The 17333-nt window shown below is 55.2% G+C and carries 12 protein-coding genes and 1 riboswitch; of the genes, 9 read left to right on the top strand and 3 right to left on the bottom strand.

What is annotated here, in order from left to right; all coding sequences use genetic code 11:
- Positions 1–151 precede the first annotated feature (151 nt).
- Positions 152–316 carry a glucose uptake inhibitor SgrT gene (gene sgrT / locus H0248_RS07305; RefSeq protein ID WP_180785325.1) on the bottom strand — a complete coding sequence of 55 codons (165 nt, stop codon included), beginning with the start codon at positions 314–316 and terminating at the stop codon, positions 152–154.
- A gap of 90 nt (positions 317–406) precedes the next feature.
- On the opposite strand from sgrT, the gene sgrR reads away from it, so the two are divergent.
- The 4 genes from sgrR (at position 407) to thiQ (ending at position 5543) form a co-directional block, all read left to right on the top strand.
- On the top strand, positions 407–2065 hold the full coding sequence (gene sgrR / locus H0248_RS07300) for an HTH-type transcriptional regulator SgrR (RefSeq protein ID WP_180785324.1): 1659 nt from the start codon (positions 407–409) through the stop codon (positions 2063–2065).
- Positions 2066–2102: 37 nt separating this feature from the next.
- A riboswitch (TPP riboswitch) is annotated at positions 2103–2199 on the top strand.
- An 80-nt stretch (positions 2200–2279) separates the two neighbouring features.
- Positions 2280–3263 carry a thiamine ABC transporter substrate binding subunit gene (gene thiB / locus H0248_RS07295; protein ID WP_180785398.1) on the top strand — a complete coding sequence of 328 codons (984 nt, stop codon included), beginning with the start codon at positions 2280–2282 and terminating at the stop codon, positions 3261–3263.
- Positions 3239–4846 carry a thiamine/thiamine pyrophosphate ABC transporter permease ThiP gene (gene thiP, locus H0248_RS07290; protein ID WP_180785323.1) on the top strand — a complete coding sequence of 536 codons (1608 nt, stop codon included), beginning with the start codon at positions 3239–3241 and terminating at the stop codon, positions 4844–4846. Before thiB ends, thiP begins: the two co-directional genes overlap by 25 nt.
- Positions 4833–5543, top strand: coding sequence for a thiamine ABC transporter ATP-binding protein ThiQ (thiQ, locus tag H0248_RS07285; protein ID WP_180785322.1), 711 nt, complete (start codon positions 4833–4835; stop codon positions 5541–5543). Before thiP ends, thiQ begins: the two co-directional genes overlap by 14 nt.
- A gap of 4 nt (positions 5544–5547) precedes the next feature.
- Here the strand turns inward: thiQ and H0248_RS07280 are convergent, their stop codons facing one another.
- Entirely contained in the window at positions 5548–7170 is a 1623-nt protein-coding gene (locus H0248_RS07280) for a family 43 glycosylhydrolase (protein WP_180785321.1), read from the bottom strand.
- A 630-nt stretch (positions 7171–7800) separates the two neighbouring features.
- Here H0248_RS07280 and ilvB point away from each other — a divergent pair.
- Together ilvB and ilvN are read left to right on the top strand one after the other, a co-directional pair.
- Positions 7801–9465, top strand: coding sequence for an acetolactate synthase large subunit (gene ilvB, locus H0248_RS07270; RefSeq protein ID WP_180785320.1), 1665 nt, complete (start codon positions 7801–7803; stop codon positions 9463–9465).
- Positions 9466–9470: 5 nt separating this feature from the next.
- On the top strand, positions 9471–9782 hold the full coding sequence (gene ilvN / locus H0248_RS07265; protein ID WP_039517747.1) for an acetolactate synthase small subunit: 312 nt from the start codon (positions 9471–9473) through the stop codon (positions 9780–9782).
- Between the two features lie 35 nt (positions 9783–9817).
- On the opposite strand, the gene H0248_RS07260 is transcribed toward ilvN, so the two are convergent.
- On the bottom strand, positions 9818–10588 hold the full coding sequence (locus H0248_RS07260; RefSeq protein ID WP_014916681.1) for a DedA family protein: 771 nt from the start codon (positions 10586–10588) through the stop codon (positions 9818–9820).
- 420 nt (positions 10589–11008) lie between these two features.
- Here H0248_RS07260 and H0248_RS07255 point away from each other — a divergent pair, with 420 nt between their 5' ends.
- The 3 genes from H0248_RS07255 (at position 11009) to rluA (ending at position 17263) form a co-directional block, all read left to right on the top strand.
- Positions 11009–13375: a DNA polymerase II gene (locus H0248_RS07255; RefSeq protein ID WP_180785319.1), complete on the top strand. Its 2367-nt coding sequence runs from the start codon at positions 11009–11011 to the stop codon at positions 13373–13375.
- Between the two features lie 162 nt (positions 13376–13537).
- Positions 13538–16441 (top strand): RNA polymerase-associated protein RapA, encoded by a 2904-nt coding sequence (gene rapA, locus H0248_RS07250; protein WP_180785318.1) that lies wholly within the window; start codon positions 13538–13540, stop codon positions 16439–16441.
- Between the two features lie 168 nt (positions 16442–16609).
- A complete protein-coding gene (rluA, locus tag H0248_RS07245; RefSeq protein WP_180785317.1) occupies positions 16610–17263 on the top strand; it encodes a bifunctional tRNA pseudouridine(32) synthase/23S rRNA pseudouridine(746) synthase RluA in 654 nt (217 codons plus the stop codon).
- The last annotated feature ends 70 nt before the right edge of the window (positions 17264–17333 follow it).

Below are 17333 nucleotides of genomic sequence, written 5' to 3'. Positions count from 1 at the left end.
AAGTGAGTTAGATCTCGCCCTGAGCGGCAGGTAAACACCATAAAAAAAGCCAGCGAAAAATTCGCTGGCTGGTGAAACATCACCATTACTCAGAATACATTGTTTTACTTAGAATAAATTGTTTTACTCAGAATAAATTGTTTTGCACCGCCTAAAGCCAATGACGGTACTCTTCATCAGACATGTCGTTCAGGTGCCACTGCGTTGCCTGCTGCAATAGTGCAACGCGCTGTCGGGTAGACATCCATCGCAACCACTTTGCCTTACAGGTCGATAAGTAGGTTTGATAGAACGGGTACAAACGGGAAATCGCCATCAGCCACCTCCTCTCTTTTCTTGTTGCAAAGTATCAGCGTAATATAGGGAAAGATAAATTGATGACTTTAGTGCAGGGAGTTCCTCTTTTATGTCTTCTCCTCGATTGCAACAACAGTTCATCCGCCTGTGGCAGCACTTTCAGGGGCAAACGACCGACACCACGCTGCAAGAGTTGACCGGGGTGTTGAACTGCTCACGCCGCCATATCCGCTCATTACTGAACGCGATGCAGCAGGAAGGTTGGCTGATCTGGCAGGCAGAAGCCGGAAGGGGAAAACGCTCTCAGCTATCGTTTGTTTATACCGGACTGGCGCTACAGCAGCAGCGCGCTGAAGATCTGCTGGAGCAGGATCGCATTGAACAGCTAGTGCAGTTGGTGGGTGACAAAGAAGCAGTACGCCAGATGTTACTTGCCCACCTTGGGCGCAGTTTCCGGCAGGGAAAGCATATTCTGCGCATCCTCTATTACCGCCCCTTACGCAACCTGCAGCCAGGTTCGGCGCTGCGGCGTTCGGAAATGCACATTGCACGGCAAATTTTTAGCGGGCTGACCAATATAAATGAGGAAAATGGGGAACTAAAACCCGATCTTGCTCATCATTGGCAAATGCTGGCCCCGCTGTACTGGCGTTTTTATCTGCGTCCGGCCATCCGCTTCCACCACGGTCGCGAGCTCACGATGGAGGATGTCATCACCTCCCTCAAGCGCCTCACCGCATCGCCGCTGTTTTCGCACCTTGAAACCATCACATCACCGATGCCCTTCGTGATTGATATCCGGCTGAACAGCCCGGATAACTGGCTACCGTGGCTATTGGGCAGCGTGCACGCCATGATTTTGCCGCAGGAATGGCAAACGCTACCCGATTTTGCGCAACACCCAATTGGCACTGGCCCTTACGCCGTGGTGCGCAATAACAGCAACCAGTTAAAGATCCGCGCCTTCGATGATTATTTTGGCTATCGGGCGCTAATTGATGAGGTCAATATTTGGGTCCTGCCCGACGAACCGGAGGAGATGCCGGTGTCTATCCAACTCCAGTCTGACAATTCTCGTCACGAACAGCTGGAAAGCCGGATGGAAGAAGGTGGTTATTTCCTGCTGTTCGATAAGCGTTCGCCGTTAGCATCACGACCGGAAGCTCAGCGATGGCTCAGGCAGGTATTTAACCCTATTTCGCTACTCAACCACGCCAATATCAGCAACCAGCGTGACTGGTCTCCCGCCTACAGTTTGCTGCCGCGCTGGCACCATCACCATCCCGATGTACCGCAATCCATGCCGAAAGGGCTAACAGACGTCACGCTCACGTTCTATCAGGCACACCCTGAATATCGGATATTAAGCGAGATAATGCGCACACTGCTGGCACAACATGGCGTCACATTACATATTCAGACGGTCAGCTACGAAGACTGGTATCAGGGCAATGCCGACAGCGATATCTGGTTTGGTAGCCTGAATTGTTACCTGCCGATCGAATTCTCCCTGTTCGCGATGCTCTACGAACTCCCGCTGGTGCAGCACTGTCTGAATGACGATCTGCACGCGGACGCGCAGCAGTGGCGTAACCACACGCTGCCGATGGCAGAGTGGTGTGAAAAGCTGATCGCCAGCGGCCAACTGCACCCTCTTCTGCATCACTGGCTACAGCTTCAGGGGCAGCGCAGTATGCGCGGCGTCAGGATGAATATGCTGGGCTGGTTTGATTTTAAATCCGCCTGGTTCGCACCGCCGGAACGCTGAGAGCCTTTCGCTGCCCGACTTAACCCTTTACAATGTGCCGTTCTCAACGGGGTGCGGAAAATTTTTCGCTGAGAAGATACCCGTCGAACCTGATCCGGTTAATACCGGCGAAGGGATTTGAGAGTGCTGCTCATTGCTGCCTCAAAGTCCTTTGCCACCCTATGATTCTCAGGAGTGCAAAGTGTTAAATCAATTATTACCGCGTTCAGCCACCGTGCTGAAAACCAGCCTGTCTTGCCTGCTACTGCTCTCTGCTTCGGCGTTCGCCAAGCCTGCGCTTACCGTATATACCTACGATTCATTTGCTTCCGAGTGGGGTCCAGGCCCTGTCATCAAGACCGCATTTGAAAAAGAGTGCGAGTGCGAGCTGAACTTCGTCGCGCTGGAAGATGGTGCCTCGCTGCTGAACCGTCTGCGTATGGAAGGCAAGAACAGCAAAGCGGATATCATTCTGGGGCTGGACAACAACCTGCTTCAGGCGGCGGAACAAACCGGCCTGTTTACGCCACACAATCTGGACACCCGCGCCGTCACGGTGCCGGGCAGTTGGAACAATAAGACGTTCGTGCCTTATGACTACGGCTATTTCGCGTTTGTGTATAACAAAAACACGCTGAAGAACCCGCCGAAAAGCCTGCATGAGCTGGTGGATAGCAACGAACCGTGGAAAGTGATCTATCAGGATCCACGCACCAGCACGCCAGGACTGGGGCTGCTGCTGTGGATGCAGAAAGTGTATGGCGACGATGCGCCGCAAGCCTGGCAGAAGCTGGAGAAAAAAACCGTTACCGTCACCAAAGGCTGGAGTGAAGCCTACGGTTTGTTCCTGAAAGGGGAAGCGGATCTGGTGCTGAGTTACACCACGTCGCCGGCCTATCACATCATTGAAGAAAAGAAAGATAACTACGCGGCAGCGACCTTCAGCGAAGGGCACTATCTGCAAATTGAAGTCGCCGGGCAACTGGCTTCCAGCAAAAATCCCGAGCTGGCAAAACGCTTTATGCAGTTCATCCTGAGCCCGGCTTTCCAGCAGGCGATCCCTACCACAAACTGGATGTATCCGGCGGTTAAAACCGATCTGCCAGCAGGCTTCGCGACGCTCGCGGTGCCGGAAAAAGCCATGCAGTTCAGCGCGCAGGAAGTCGCTGACCAAAGGACGCAGTGGATTCAGGCATGGCAACGCGCCGTCAGCCACTGATCGGCGGACGTCTGTGGCCAGGGCTACTGGCCACCACGCTGTTAATTTCCGTTGCCGCACTGGCTTTTGGTGCCCTGTGGCTACAGGCACCCGAAAGCCAGTGGCGCACGCTATGGCATGACAGCTATCTCTGGCATGTCATTCGGTTTACCTTCTGGCAGGCCTTTCTCTCCGCGCTGTTCTCTACCATTCCGGCCATGTTTCTCGCCAGAGCGCTGTACCGGCGACGCTTTCCCGGCCATCGCTGGCTGCTGCGCCTGTGCGCGATGACGCTGGTGCTGCCCGTGCTGGTCGCCGTTTTTGGCCTGCTCAGCGTTTACGGTCGCCAAGGCTGGCTGGCCTCTGCGCTGGGCTGGTTTGACCTGAAATATACATTTTCGCCCTATGGGTTGCAGGGCATCCTGCTGGCGCACGTCTTCTTTAATCTGCCGCTGGCAACCCGATTGCTGTTGCAGTCGTTAGAAGGCATCGCTACCGAGCAGCGTCAGTTGGCCGCGAATCTGGGCATGAACAGCTGGCAGCATTTCCGGCTGCTGGAATGGCCCGCCGTGCGCCGGCAGATTTTACCCACTGGCGCGCTGATTTTTATGCTCTGCTTCGCCAGCTTTGCCACCGTGCTGTCGCTGGGCGGCGGCCCGCAGGCAACCACGATCGAGCTGGCTATCTATCAGGCATTAAGCTTTGATTACGATCCGGGGCGCGCGGCGCTGCTGGCGTTAATTCAGATGGTTTGCTGTCTTGGTTTGGTACTGCTGAGCCAGCGGCTGGGGCGCATTCTGCCCGTCGGCAGTACACAGCAGCTTGCCTGGCGCAACCCGCAAGATAGCGCTTTAAGCCGCCTCACCGATGGGCTGCTGATTGGTGCACTGTTGCTGCTGGTCGTCCCTCCTTTGCTAGCCGTGGTGGTGGATGGTGTGAACCGATCGTTGGTTACCGTGCTGCAACAGCCTGTGCTCTGGCAAACGCTGTTTACCTCGCTGCGCATCGCCTTAGGCGCGGGAGTCATGTGTATGGTACTGACCATGATGCTGCTCTGGAGCAGCCGCGAGCTCAAGCTACGCCAGAAGCCACTCTGCGGGCAGTTGATGAACCTGAGCGGAATGCTCATCCTCGCCATGCCCGGTATTGTGCTGGCAACCGGCTTTTTCCTGCTTCTAAATAACAGCATCGGGTTACCGCAATCCCCTTACGCGCTGGTGGTGTTCACCAACGCGCTGATGGCGATTCCCTACGCGATCAAAGTGCTGGAAAACCCCATGCTGGACGTTGCCGAGCGCTACAACCGACTCTGCACGTCGCTGGATATTCGCGGCTGGCAGCGATTGAAACTGATCGAACTCGCCGCACTGAAACAGCCGCTGGCGCAGGCGTTAGCTTTTGCCTGCGTGCTGTCGATTGGTGATTTCGGCGTTATTGCGCTGTTCGGCAATGAGCAGTTCCGCACGCTGCCGTTCTATCTATACCAGCAAATTGGTTCCTACCGCAGCGCCGACGGCGCAGTCACGGCGCTGCTCTTAATGCTGCTGTGCTTTATGTTATTTACCCTGATTGAGAAACTGGCAGGCCGTCATGATCGCGCTTGAGAAATTGACCTACTTTTATCAGCACTTGCCCATGCGTTTTGATTTTCACGTCAAACCGGGCGAGCGCATCGCCATCCTCGGCCCCAGCGGCGCAGGGAAAAGTACGCTGCTGAATCTGGTTGCCGGTTTCCTGATGGCAGACAGCGGGGAATTACGGCTTAACGGCGAATCTCACCGCGAGACACCTCCCGCTAAACGACCGGTGTCGATTCTGTTTCAGGAAAATAACCTGTTTCCTCATTTGACGATCGGACAGAACATCGCGCTGGGGCTACATCCCGGCCTGCGCCTCAGTGCTGCACAGCATGAAACGCTACGGCAGATCGCCGATCGGGTCGGTCTGGCGAATCTTCTGGATCGTCTACCGTCGCAGGTGTCCGGCGGGCAGCGCCAGCGTGCGGCACTGGCACGCTGTCTAGTGCGCCACCAGCCTATTCTGCTGCTGGATGAACCGTTCTCAGCGCTCGATCCTGCGCTGCGTCAGGAGATGCTCGATCTGGTTGAGAGCGTGTGTCAGGAGCGTGAATTCACGCTGTTGATGGTGTCCCATAATCTGGATGATGCCATGCGGATCGCGAAGCGTACGGTGCTGATCGTGGACGGACAGATTTATTATGACGGGCCGACTCAGGCGCTACAGGATGGCAGCGCTGAGGCCGCCGCCATCCTGGGAATTTCACGTCCGTCTTCGGATTGAGAAATTAAGGCAACGCCTGATAGCGCAGGTTGCTGAACGTCACCTCGCCTTCGCCTGAAGCATACAGGGCAGGCCGCAGACTGAGGAAATCATACGCGACGTTGTGGTGGTAGCCAGACACTTCCATCTGCACTGGGTATTTTTTCCACGGTTCCTGATCCGAAGTTCGGGTGTAGAACGTTACGATATGGCGATCGTTTTTCATCCGAATCTGCACCTCATTGCCCGTAATATGCGGCAGTTTCTTCTCCGCTCTTTCCAGCCCGTAGCGATGCATGACGGTGCCATCCTGATTAAACGACAGCCCGACGTACAGCTTCGCGTTGTAGAACAGCAGTAAACCAGCCTGCGCGCCGGGGGCAAAATTCGCCGTCACTTCAATCTGGTAAGCCTGATCGCCGGGGATCATCGTCAGCGGCGCGCTATCTTTCGGCGACGTGCCTTTTGCCTTCAAGTGCAGCTTGCCGTCGCTAAGCGTAACCCGCTTTAGCTCTTCCGCATTGGCGCGGTAGAAATGCCAGCGAGCCGGAAATTTCTCGTCGGTAAAGCTATCAGACCAGCCGATGCCGTGAGGCACCGCTTCGCCCCCTGTCGGCTTGCGAATCGGTTTGCCGGTATCGAATCCGGCAGACGTAAACCAGCCATCATCGCCCCAGACAATCGGCTCCAGCATCGCCTGCCGCCCTAGCGTCATAAAGCCGTTTTCATAACCGTGATACACCATATACCAGTTTTTATCCGGCCCTTCGATCAGCGTGGCATGACCGCGTGACCACCACTTTTCTGAACGATCCTGCGTGCGAATAATCGGGTTATGCGGCGAGTTTTCCCACGGTCCGTTGATCGATTTAGATCGCGCGGCAATCACCATGTGCCCGGTCGGTGGCCCAGCCGTTCCGCCTTCCGCCAGTACCATGTAGAAGTAGTCGCCGTGGCGCAGCATCTTAGGTCCTTCCTGCGAGAAGCTTTCCACATCCCACTCTTCCGGGTACTGCCATCCCTGATAGACCACTGCCATGTCGCCGACCGTCGACAGCCCGTCATCCGTTAATTGCACGCGGTTGCCACCAGACATAAAGATGTAACGCTTGCCATCCTCTCCCACGACGTGGCCGGGATCGCTAGCCGGGTTTTTCAAGCCAGTATCTTTCGGCGGCGTCCACGGGCCGTGGATATCATCGGCGGTAATCACATACAGCGTTTTCTTTTTCGTCCCTTTGGCGTCGATAATCCGGTTTGTAGTGAAGTAGATATAATACTTGCCGTTGTGCTTCACCAAATCCGGTGCCCAGATCGCGTCGACAGGCGTCGTGATCGCGGGGCCAAGTGGTTCCCAGTTCACTAAATCGCGAGAATGCCAAATCAGCAGCCCGGGGATGTCGTCAAATGACGAGAACGTCATGTAATAGTCATCCCCGTCTTTGATCATCGTGGGGTCAGGATGATCGCCCGCAATAATCGGATTGAGATAACAGCCATTGCCCAAATCCGCCTGACGCTGCTGTTCAATACCCCGTTTCCATTCGTTAGCAGGGCCAGCCTGACAGGCCATCGCCGTGCCGATACCTATTGCTATCAATAAGATACCGCTTAATACGCCTTTCCCTACCGCTCGGGACACGCCCATTTATCACCACCCACTATCTCAATGATTATTTTATAATTTATAACATTGAAACCCTGTTCCAATTGTGAAAACAGTCACGCTTCTCTCGGTTATTCGGCGAAAAATCAGGCGATAGTCGTGCGGTGAAATACCAATATATACCCTAAATAATTCGAGTTTCAGGAAGGCGGCAAGTGAGGGAATCCCGATGAGCTTACTCAAGTAAGTGATTCGGGTGACTGAGCGTAGCCAACGCACATGCAACTCGAAGTATGACGGGTATACTGTGACCAATTCGACATATTCAGTTTTTATCCCTTGTAGGTATTGTGTCTTTTTGTACTGCTGTGCTTATATGAGTTGGCGAGTGAATAACTCATTCGAACACAACATTCGGCCATAAATAATTCACTAGAACATAAATAGGATTCCCGTGACGCACTATTCTTCTTCCACTTCAGCACTACTAAGCACCGCGCATGTTGACGCGGTCGTCGTCGTGCGCGTGGCAGTCGTGGTCGTCGTCGGCAGCGCGCCGTAACGGGTTCCGAATCGAAGATTCTCAAACCCCGCCGGCGCAAGCCGAGCGGGGTTTCTTGTTTTTACCCTCCCCGCTCCGACACCGCACCGGCCCTGATGAAGGATGTAAACATGCGTTATACAGGCGCTCAGTTAATTGTTCGGCTGCTCGAACAGCAGGGCATCACCACCGTAGCGGGCATTCCCGGCGGCGCGGCCCTGCCGTTATATGATGCACTGGGTCAGAGTAAGACGATTCGCCACGTTCTGGCTCGCCACGAGCAGGGCGCTGGATTTATGGCACAAGGCATGGCGCGAGCCAGCGGACGCACTGCGGTTTGTATGGCTTCCAGCGGGCCGGGGGCGACCAACCTGCTCACCGCCATCGCCGATGCCAAACTGGATTCGATCCCGCTGGTGTGTATCACCGGTCAGGTGCCTTCCAGCATGATCGGTACCGATGCGTTTCAGGAAGTCGACACCTATGGCATCTCTATTCCCGTCACCAAACATAACTATCTGGTTCGCGACATCAACGAACTGCCGCGCGTGATCCCAGAAGCCTTTCGCATCGCGCAGTCGGGCCGCCCGGGTCCGGTGTGGATCGATATTCCAAAAGACATTCAGAATGCGACCATTGAGCTGAGCGAACTGCCGGACGTCTTCCCTCTTGATACGCCACCCGCTATCGCCCAGCAGGAAATCGAGCGTGCTGCGGCCATGATTAACGCGGCTCAGCGTCCGGTACTTTATCTGGGCGGTGGGATCATTAGCAGCGCCGCGCACGAACAGGTGATTCAACTGGCGGAACGCTCCAGTCTGCCAACCACCATGACGCTGATGGCGCTGGGAACCATGCCCGTCGATCACCCTCTGTCACTCGGGATGCTGGGTATGCACGCCGCACGATCAACCAATCTGATCTTACAGCAGGCAGATTTGTTAATTGTGCTAGGTGCGCGTTTTGACGATCGCGCGATTGGTAAAGCAGAACAGTTTTGCCCGCAGGCCAGCATCATTCACATCGATATCGATCCCGCCGAGTTGGGCAAGATCCGCCAACCGCACGTGGCGATCAACGCAGATGTCGCACAGGCGCTGGATCAACTGCTGCCACAGATTACGCCGCAGCAGCGTGACGTATGGCGCACCACCGTCCGTGGTCTGCAACAGGAATTTCCGTTCAGCATGCCGGGCGCTGACGATCCATTGAGTCATTATGGTCTGGTTCAGGCCACGGCACAGGCGCTGACGGATGATGCCATCATCACGACCGATGTCGGCCAGCATCAGATGTGGGTCGCGCAGTCTTATCCGCTGCGTCGTCCACGCCAGTGGCTGACATCCGGCGGGTTTGGGACGATGGGTTTTGGCCTGCCTGCGGCGATTGGCGCGGCGCTGGCTGAACCGGATCGCACCGTGGTGTGTTTCTCGGGTGATGGCAGCCTGATGATGAATATTCAGGAAATGGCGACTGCGGCAGAAGAAGGACTCAACGTAAAAATCGTCCTGATGAACAACCAATCGCTCGGTCTGGTTCACCAGCAACAGGATATGTTTTTCCAGAAACGCATCTTCGCAGCCGATTACCGCTACAGCGCGAATTTCCTCGCGATTGCCGCAGGTTTTGGCTTTGCAACTTGCGATCTGAACGCCGCCGCAGACCCACAAGCCGCGCTGCAAGAGATGCTCAATCAACCGGGTCCTGCGCTGATCCACGTACTTATTGACGCCAATGAGAAAGTGTTACCCATCGTGCCACCGGGTGCCGCGAACATCGATATGATCGGAGATTAATGACTATGTCAACTCAACTAACTTCGTCAACTCAACCAACTTCAAATCAGGTCACGCTAGAACTCTCTGTGCGCAACCATCCCGGCGTCATGTCACACGTTTGCGGCCTGTTTGCCCGCCGGGCATTTAACGTGGAAGGCATTTTGTGTATGCCGCTGGCCAACGGTGAAGAAAGCCGCATCTGGCTACTGGTCAAAGATGACCAGCGGCTACCGCAGATGATCAGTCAGGTGGAAAAGCTGGAAGACGTCCTTCAGGTTCGCCGTCACGGTGAAGAAATGCGTATTTTCGAGCAGGTCGCCGAGTTTTACTGCTAACTGGCTTGGCCGGGTCTTTCCCAGCCTGCCCAACATTACCCGTTTAACACCTGCCATAGCAGATGACGGTAAACTGGCATCAGCGGGTGCTGTAGTAGTACGATCAGCAAGGCAACCGCTGCCACGGACATCACAGGCGCGACCCAGCGCAGGCGTCTGAGCGGCATCTTTCTGCTAAACCAGTCATGATGTTTACGCTTATCACTGCGCCACCAGCGCCAGTTTAGCCAGCCAGCGCCCCACAGCATGATGGCAGTAATCAGCAACAGCCACTTAAATCCTGCGCTGTTTGTCCCCGCGGGAATATCAATCGCAACGCCAGCCAAAATGCCCGGTAAGAAATAGGCTGGCGGCCACAGCAGGCAGCCGATGATATTCGGTACAGCAAATTTATAAGGCGGTAACCCCAGCATCCCCGCCACCATCGGGATGAGCGGACGCGTCGGCCCGACAAAACGGCCGATCAGTATCGTCGGCATCGGGTGCTGATACAGGGCATATTCGGTTTTACTCAGCAACGCCTGATGCTTTTTCAGGAAAGACCAGTTATGCAGCGGTGCCTTAAAACGCATGCCAATGAAATAGGAAATCCAGTCCCCTAGCAGGCAACCGATAATCCCTGCAGCCCACGCCGGGTAAAGCCCCATTTGTCCGCTGCCGATCAGTGCTCCCAGCGTTGCCATCATCACCGTTCCCGGCAACAGCAGCCCTACCAAAGCCAGAGATTCGAGAAAGGCAACCAGCATGACGGCGATCAGTGAATACGCTAGCGATTGGGTAACCAGATGATCCAGCCACGCTTCCATAAAATCTACCCATACGTTATAAAAACAAGGATTGTCTGGATCATAGCAGAAGCCGTCAACTCCTTATTCCCCCCTATCATTGATAGTTGCCTGCCAGTATTGCCAGCAAACAAAACCCGTCCATAAGCATGGAACAGGAAGGCCGGATTTTCCGGATACGACTGTCAACAATATTGGTTTTTTCACCACCGATGATTGGGGTTACTACGCACGAGAAATCGAGTCAGAAAAACACCATTACAACGCCTTTGCGCCATAATCATAAATGTTATGTTATCAGGTGAGAGAGAGGTCTTTTCGCTGCCCGACGATAACAGCGGGTTCATTACTGCATAGTCAAACACTGGACATCACCTGTATAAATAACCATACTTATCCCTACCATCTTTCCTTATCTCGCTCGCTATAAAAGGCCGCTTAGTGACTCAGGTTCGTCAGGGGTTTCTACTGACCCGCCACTGGAATGACACACCAGTTGGCACGCAGGTTGAATTCTGGCTGGCCACCGATGAGGGCCCGCTGCTCGCACGTCTGCCAGTACAGCAGGCCGTTGCCTTTATTCCCGCACAACAGGAAGCCCGCGCAAGAACGCTCTTACAGCAGGAGAAACGCTGGCAGTTAAAACCGCTCGCCATGCAGGATTTCCACCATCAGCCGCTGCTGGGGCTGTATTGCCCGCAATACCGACAGCTACTGCGGCTGGAGAAATTGCTGCGTGAAGGCGGCGTTCAGGTCTACGAAGCGGATATTCGCCCGACGGAACGCTTTTTGATGGAACGCTTTATCACCGCACCCGTGTGGTTTAGCGGCAACGCCGTTTCAGATAGCCTGCTGACGGACGCCCGCATGAAACCCAATCCTGATTACCGCCCGATGCTCAAGCTGGTGTCGTTGGATATCGAGACCACCCGCCACGGCGAGCTTTACTGCATCGGGCTGGAAGGCTGCGGGCAGCGTCAGGTTTACATGCTCGGCCCACCAAACGGCACGCCCGCCGAGCACGAAGATTTTACGCTGGAGTATGTCGCCAGCCGTCCGCTACTGCTGGAAAAACTGAACATCTGGATGCAACAGCACGATCCTGATGCCATCATCGGCTGGAATCTGGTGCAGTTTGACCTGCGCGTCTTGCAGAAACATGCCGAGCGCTACAACATTCCGCTCAAGCTTGGGCGCAACGGTCAGGCGTTAGAATGGCGGGAGCACGGCTTTAAACAGGGGCATTTTTTTGCCAGCGCCACTGGCCGTTTGATTATCGACGGCATTGAAGCGCTCAAATCCGCGACATGGAATTTTGCCTCGTTTAGTCTGGAGTTTGTCGCGCAGTCGCTGCTGGGGGAAGGCAAAGCCATCGACACGCCCTATCAGCGGATGGATGAAATTGACCGCCGTTTTGCCGAAGATAAGCCCGCACTCGCTCGCTATAATCTGCAAGACTGCGAATTGGTTACGCGTATTTTCGACAAAACCGAGCTGCTGCCTTTCTTGCTAGAACGCGCCAGCGTCACCGGTCTGGCGGCCGACCGCAGCGGCGGTTCCGTGGCGGCATTTTCCCACCTTTATTTACCGCGCATGCATCGCATGGGTTACGTTGCCCCGAATCTGGGTGACGTCGCACTTGAAGCCAGCCCCGGCGGATTTGTGATGGATTCGCGTCCCGGCCTGTATGATTCAGTGCTCGTGCTGGATTATAAGAGCCTCTACCCTGCCATTATCCGCACGTTCCTGATCGATCCGGTTGGGCTAGCGGTAGGAACACAAAATCCAGACGCTCAGCACGCCGTCCCCGGCTTTCGCGGGGCCTGGTTCTCCCGCGAACAGCACTGCCTGCCAGCGATTGTTGAGCAAATCTGGCAAGGGCGTGAAGCGGCGAAGCGTACTAATAACAAGCCACTGTCGCAGGCGCTAAAGATCATCATGAACGCCTTTTACGGCGTGCTAGGCGCCACAGGCTGCCGTTTCTTCGATCCGCGTCTCGCCTCCTCCATCACCCTACGCGGCCATGAAATCATGCGTAAAACGCGCGAACTGATCGAGGAACAGGGCTATCAGGTGATTTATGGCGATACCGACTCCACCTTTGTCTGGCTGAAGCACGCGCATAGCGAAGAAGAAGCCGCAAAGATTGGCAACGCGCTGGTGCAGCACGTTAACCAATGGTGGACACAGCACCTGCAAGACACTCAGCAGTTGACCAGCGCGCTGGAGCTGGAGTTTGAAACACATTTTCGCCGCTTCCTGATGCCAACGATTCGCGGCGCGGAACAAGGCAGTAAAAAGCGCTACGCCGGCATGATCGACACGCCACAAGGCGAAAAGATGGTATTCAAAGGGCTGGAAACCGTGCGCACTGACTGGACACCGCTGGCGCAGCAGTTTCAACAGCAGCTCTATCTGCTGATTTTTCAGCAACAGCCTTATCAGGACTGGCTGCGGGATTATGTCGATCGCACCCTGAATGGGGGCTTTGACGATCTGTTGATCTACCGTAAACGGCTACGTCGCCGGCTCGATGATTACCAGCGCAACGTGCCACCTCACGCCAGAGCCGCGAAAATCGCCGATGACTATAACCGTCAGCAAGGACGACCGCTGCAATACCAAAACGGCGGCTGGATCAGCTATGTGATGACCGTCAACGGCCCCGAACCATTGGAAACTCGACATTCTCCGCTGGATTACCAGCATTATGTCGAACGCCAGCTCCAGCCCGTCGCAGATGCCATTCTGCCTTTCCTGCACGACGATTTTGCTACACGGGTAACAGGTCAGATGGGCTTGTTTTAAATGACAGGGGTTAATTCGTGCTACAGCAAGTTTGAGGGGTGACGAACGCACCGTCATCTATTACCATAACGCCCTTTCTGAATTTGCATCCGCAGCATTATCGGCACCCGATAGTGTAATCAGATATTCCTCCGACACAGACGAACATCGAGCTAAGAATTTATGCCTTTTACACTTGGTCAGCGCTGGATCAGCGATACGGAAAGCGAACTTGGACTGGGAACGGTTGTTGCCGTCGATACGCGTATGATTACGCTGCTTTTCCCTGCCAGCGGTGAAAACCGACTTTATTCCCGCAGCGACGCCCCCATCACTCGCGTGATGTTCAATCCCGGCGACACCGTCACCAGCCATGGAGGCTGGCAGCTCAAAGTTGATGACGTGCGAGAAGAAAAGGGGTTGCTGGTGTATTGCGGCCAGCGCCTGGATGATGAAACGTCGGTGGAACTGCGTGAAGTCTTCCTCGACAGCAAACTGACGTTCAACAAACCGCAAGATCGCCTGTTTGCCGGGCAGATCGATCGGATGGATCGCTTTGCCCTGCGCTACCGCGCCCGCAAGCATCAGAACGAGCAGGCGCTACAGCAGCAGGTCGGATTGCGCGGCATGCGTGCCAGCCTTATCCCCCATCAGTTGCATATCGCGCATGAAGTCGGCCAACGCCACGCCCCACGCGTTTTGCTGGCGGACGAAGTCGGTCTGGGGAAAACCATTGAAGCGGGAATGATCATCCACCAGCAGTTACTGGCAGGCCGTGCCAGCCGTGTACTGATTGTCGTGCCGGAAACCTTGCAACATCAGTGGCTGGTCGAAATGCTGCGCCGCTTTAACCTGCTGTTCTCACTGTTTGATGACGAACGCTATGCCGAAGCCAAGCTGGACAGCAGCAATCCGTTTGAAACGGAACAGCTCGTGATCTGCTCACTGGGATTTGTGCAACGCAGCGCCCAGCGCTTTGCGCAGCTCGTCAACGCCGACTGGGATCTGCTGGTGGTGGATGAAGCCCACCATCTGGTCTGGAGCGAAGAAAGCCCTAGCCCGGAATATCAGGCCATCGAAACGCTGGCACGCGCCACGCCGGCCGTTCTGCTCTTAACGGCGACGCCGGAACAGCTCGGCCAGCAGAGCCACTTTGCGCGCTTACGCCTGCTCGATCCCAATCGTTTCCACGACTACCAGGAATTCGTTGCCGAACAGCAGCAGTACCGTCCGGTCGCCGATGCCGTCACGTTGCTGTTAGCGGGCGAAAAGGCTAAAACGGCTGAACTGAATGCGCTGAGCGATCTGCTGGGCGAACAGGATATCGAGCCGCTGCTGAAAGCCATCAACAGCGACAGCGATGACAATCAGAAAGCGCGTCAGGAACTGATCACCATGCTGATGGATCGCCACGGCACCAGCCGTGTGCTGTTCCGTAACACGCGTCAGGGGGTTAAAGGCTTCCCACAGCGTATCCTGCATCAAATCCGCCTGCCGCTGCCGGCGCAGTACCAAACGGCGATTAAAGTGTCCGGCATTATGAACGCGAATAAGACGCTAGAAGTCCGCGCCCGCGACATGCTGTACCCGGAACAAATTTATCAACAGCTCGAAGGGGACGATGCCACCTGGTGGAACTTCGATCCGCGCGTGGAATGGTTACTGAACTACCTGACTGCACATCGTGATGAAAAAGTGCTGGTGATCTGTGCACAGGCCGCCACCGCGCTACAGCTGGAGCAAGTGCTGCGCACGCGTGAAGCAATCCGCGCTGCCGTCTTCCATGAAGGACTATCGATTCTGGAGCGTGACCGCGCCGCCGCCTATTTTGCTTCCGAAGAAGAAGGCGCACAGGTGCTGATCTGTTCAGAGATTGGTTCCGAAGGCCGTAACTTCCAGTTTGCCAGCCATTTAGTGATGTTCGATCTGCCGTTCAACCCCGACCTGCTGGAACAGCGTATTGGTCGTCTGGACCGTATCGGGCAGGCCAAAGAAATTCAGATTCTGGTGCCGTATCTGGAAAATACCGCACAGGCGTTGCTGGTGCGCTGGTATCACGAAGGGTTGGACGCGTTTGAGCACACTTGTCCGACAGGCCGTACCATCTATGATGCGCACCACACGCAGTTGATCGAGCGACTGACGACCGTTGGTGAACAGCAGGGACTGGATGAGTTTATCCATGTTTGCCGTCAACAGCACGACAGCCTGAAACAACAGCTTGAACAAGGCCGCGATCGCCTGCTGGAAATGCATTCTAACGGTGGCGAACAGGCTCAGTTGCTAGCGCAGGCCATTGCCGAGCAGGATAATGACGTCAATCTGGTGACATTCGCCCTGAACCTGTTCGATATTGTTGGCATCAATCAGGAAGATCGTAGCGATAACCTGATCATCCTGACGCCATCCGATCATATGCTGGTGCCAGACTTCCCGGGACTGCCGCAGGACGGCTGTACGATCACCTTCGATCGCGATCAGGCACTCTCTCGCGAAGATGCACAGTTTATCAGTTGGGAACACCCGCTGATCCGTAACGGACTCGATCTGGTGCTGTCCGGCGATACCGGCAGTTGTGCAGTGTCGCTGCTGAAAAATAAAGCGCTGCCGGTCGGCACGCTGCTGGCAGAATTGGTTTACGTAGTGGAAGCGCAGGCACCGAAACATCTGCAACTGACCCGCTTCCTGCCGCCTACGCCAGTTCGCCTGCTGATGGACCGTAAAGGCACCAATCTGGCGGCACAGGTTGAGTTTGAAAGTTTCAACCGCCAGCTCAATGCGGTAAACCGTCATACATCCAGCAAGCTGGTGAATGCCGTACAGCCTGATGTTCACGCCATGCTGCAACAGGCGGAAGCGCTGGTAGAAACACAGGCGCGCCAGCTCATCGCCGACGCTCAAGAGCAGGCTGACCTGCAATTGCGCCGCGAGCTGGAACGTCTGGAAGCGCTGAAAGCCGTCAACCCCAACATTCGTGAAGATGAGCTGACTGCACTGGAAAACCAGCGCGAGCAGGTGCTGAGCAACCTGCATGAAGCCAACTGGCGTCTGGATGCAATCCGTCTGGTTGTGGTAACGCATCAGTAAGCGTTGCTGACTGCGGTATCGGCATCGTGCTATACCGCAGTCATAAAGACATGTTGTTTGCAAAATCGAGATACACGGGCCTACCACGGGGCGAGGTCTCCCTGCGGGAACCTCATCCCCGTGTTCTCCCTAATATCACACATTATACGTTGCCTGAAAGGTGCTCCGATGGAACCCTATAATCCGCCTACCGATCCCTGGTTGCCTATTCTGTATCAGGATCAGCACATCATGGTGGTGAATAAACCCAGCGGTCTGCTGTCGGTTCCCGGCCGCGCGCCCGAACATAAAGACAGCGTCATGAGCCGTATTCAGGCTGACTATCCAACCGCAGAATCTGTACATCGTCTGGATATGGCAACCAGCGGCGTGATTGCCGTCGCCCTCACGAAAGCCGCCGAGCGAGAATTAAAGCGTCAGTTTCGCGAGCGTGAACCCAAGAAATCCTACCTTGCCCGCGTCTGGGGACATATGGCACAGGATGAAGGCGTCATCGACCTGCCACTGATCTGCGACTGGCCGAACCGCCCAAAACAGAAAGTCTGCTTTGAAACAGGAAAAGCAGCGCAGACGGAGTATCAGGTACTTTCACGTGACGCTGACGGTACAACACGCGTCAAGCTGATGCCGATTACCGGTCGCTCCCACCAATTACGCGTCCATCTGCTGGCACTCGGTCACCCGATCCTCGGCGATGGCTTTTATGCACATCCTGATGCTAAAGCGATGGCACCCCGCCTGTTACTGCACGCACAAGAACTGGCTATCACGCACCCGGCTTTCAATACCCCGATGCACTTTCGTTGCGAAGCGGATTTCTGAGACAGATATGCCGACGGTATTTGCAAATCGGTGCTTGCTGGTAAAACAGGGAAGGAGTAAGAAGAGGAAA

Source organism: Pectobacterium brasiliense (genome assembly GCF_013449685.1).
Taxonomy (GTDB): domain Bacteria; phylum Pseudomonadota; class Gammaproteobacteria; order Enterobacterales; family Enterobacteriaceae; genus Pectobacterium; species Pectobacterium brasiliense_A.
The sequence above is the reverse complement of the archived record's forward strand: the minus strand, read 5'-3'. Positions and strand labels throughout refer to the sequence as shown.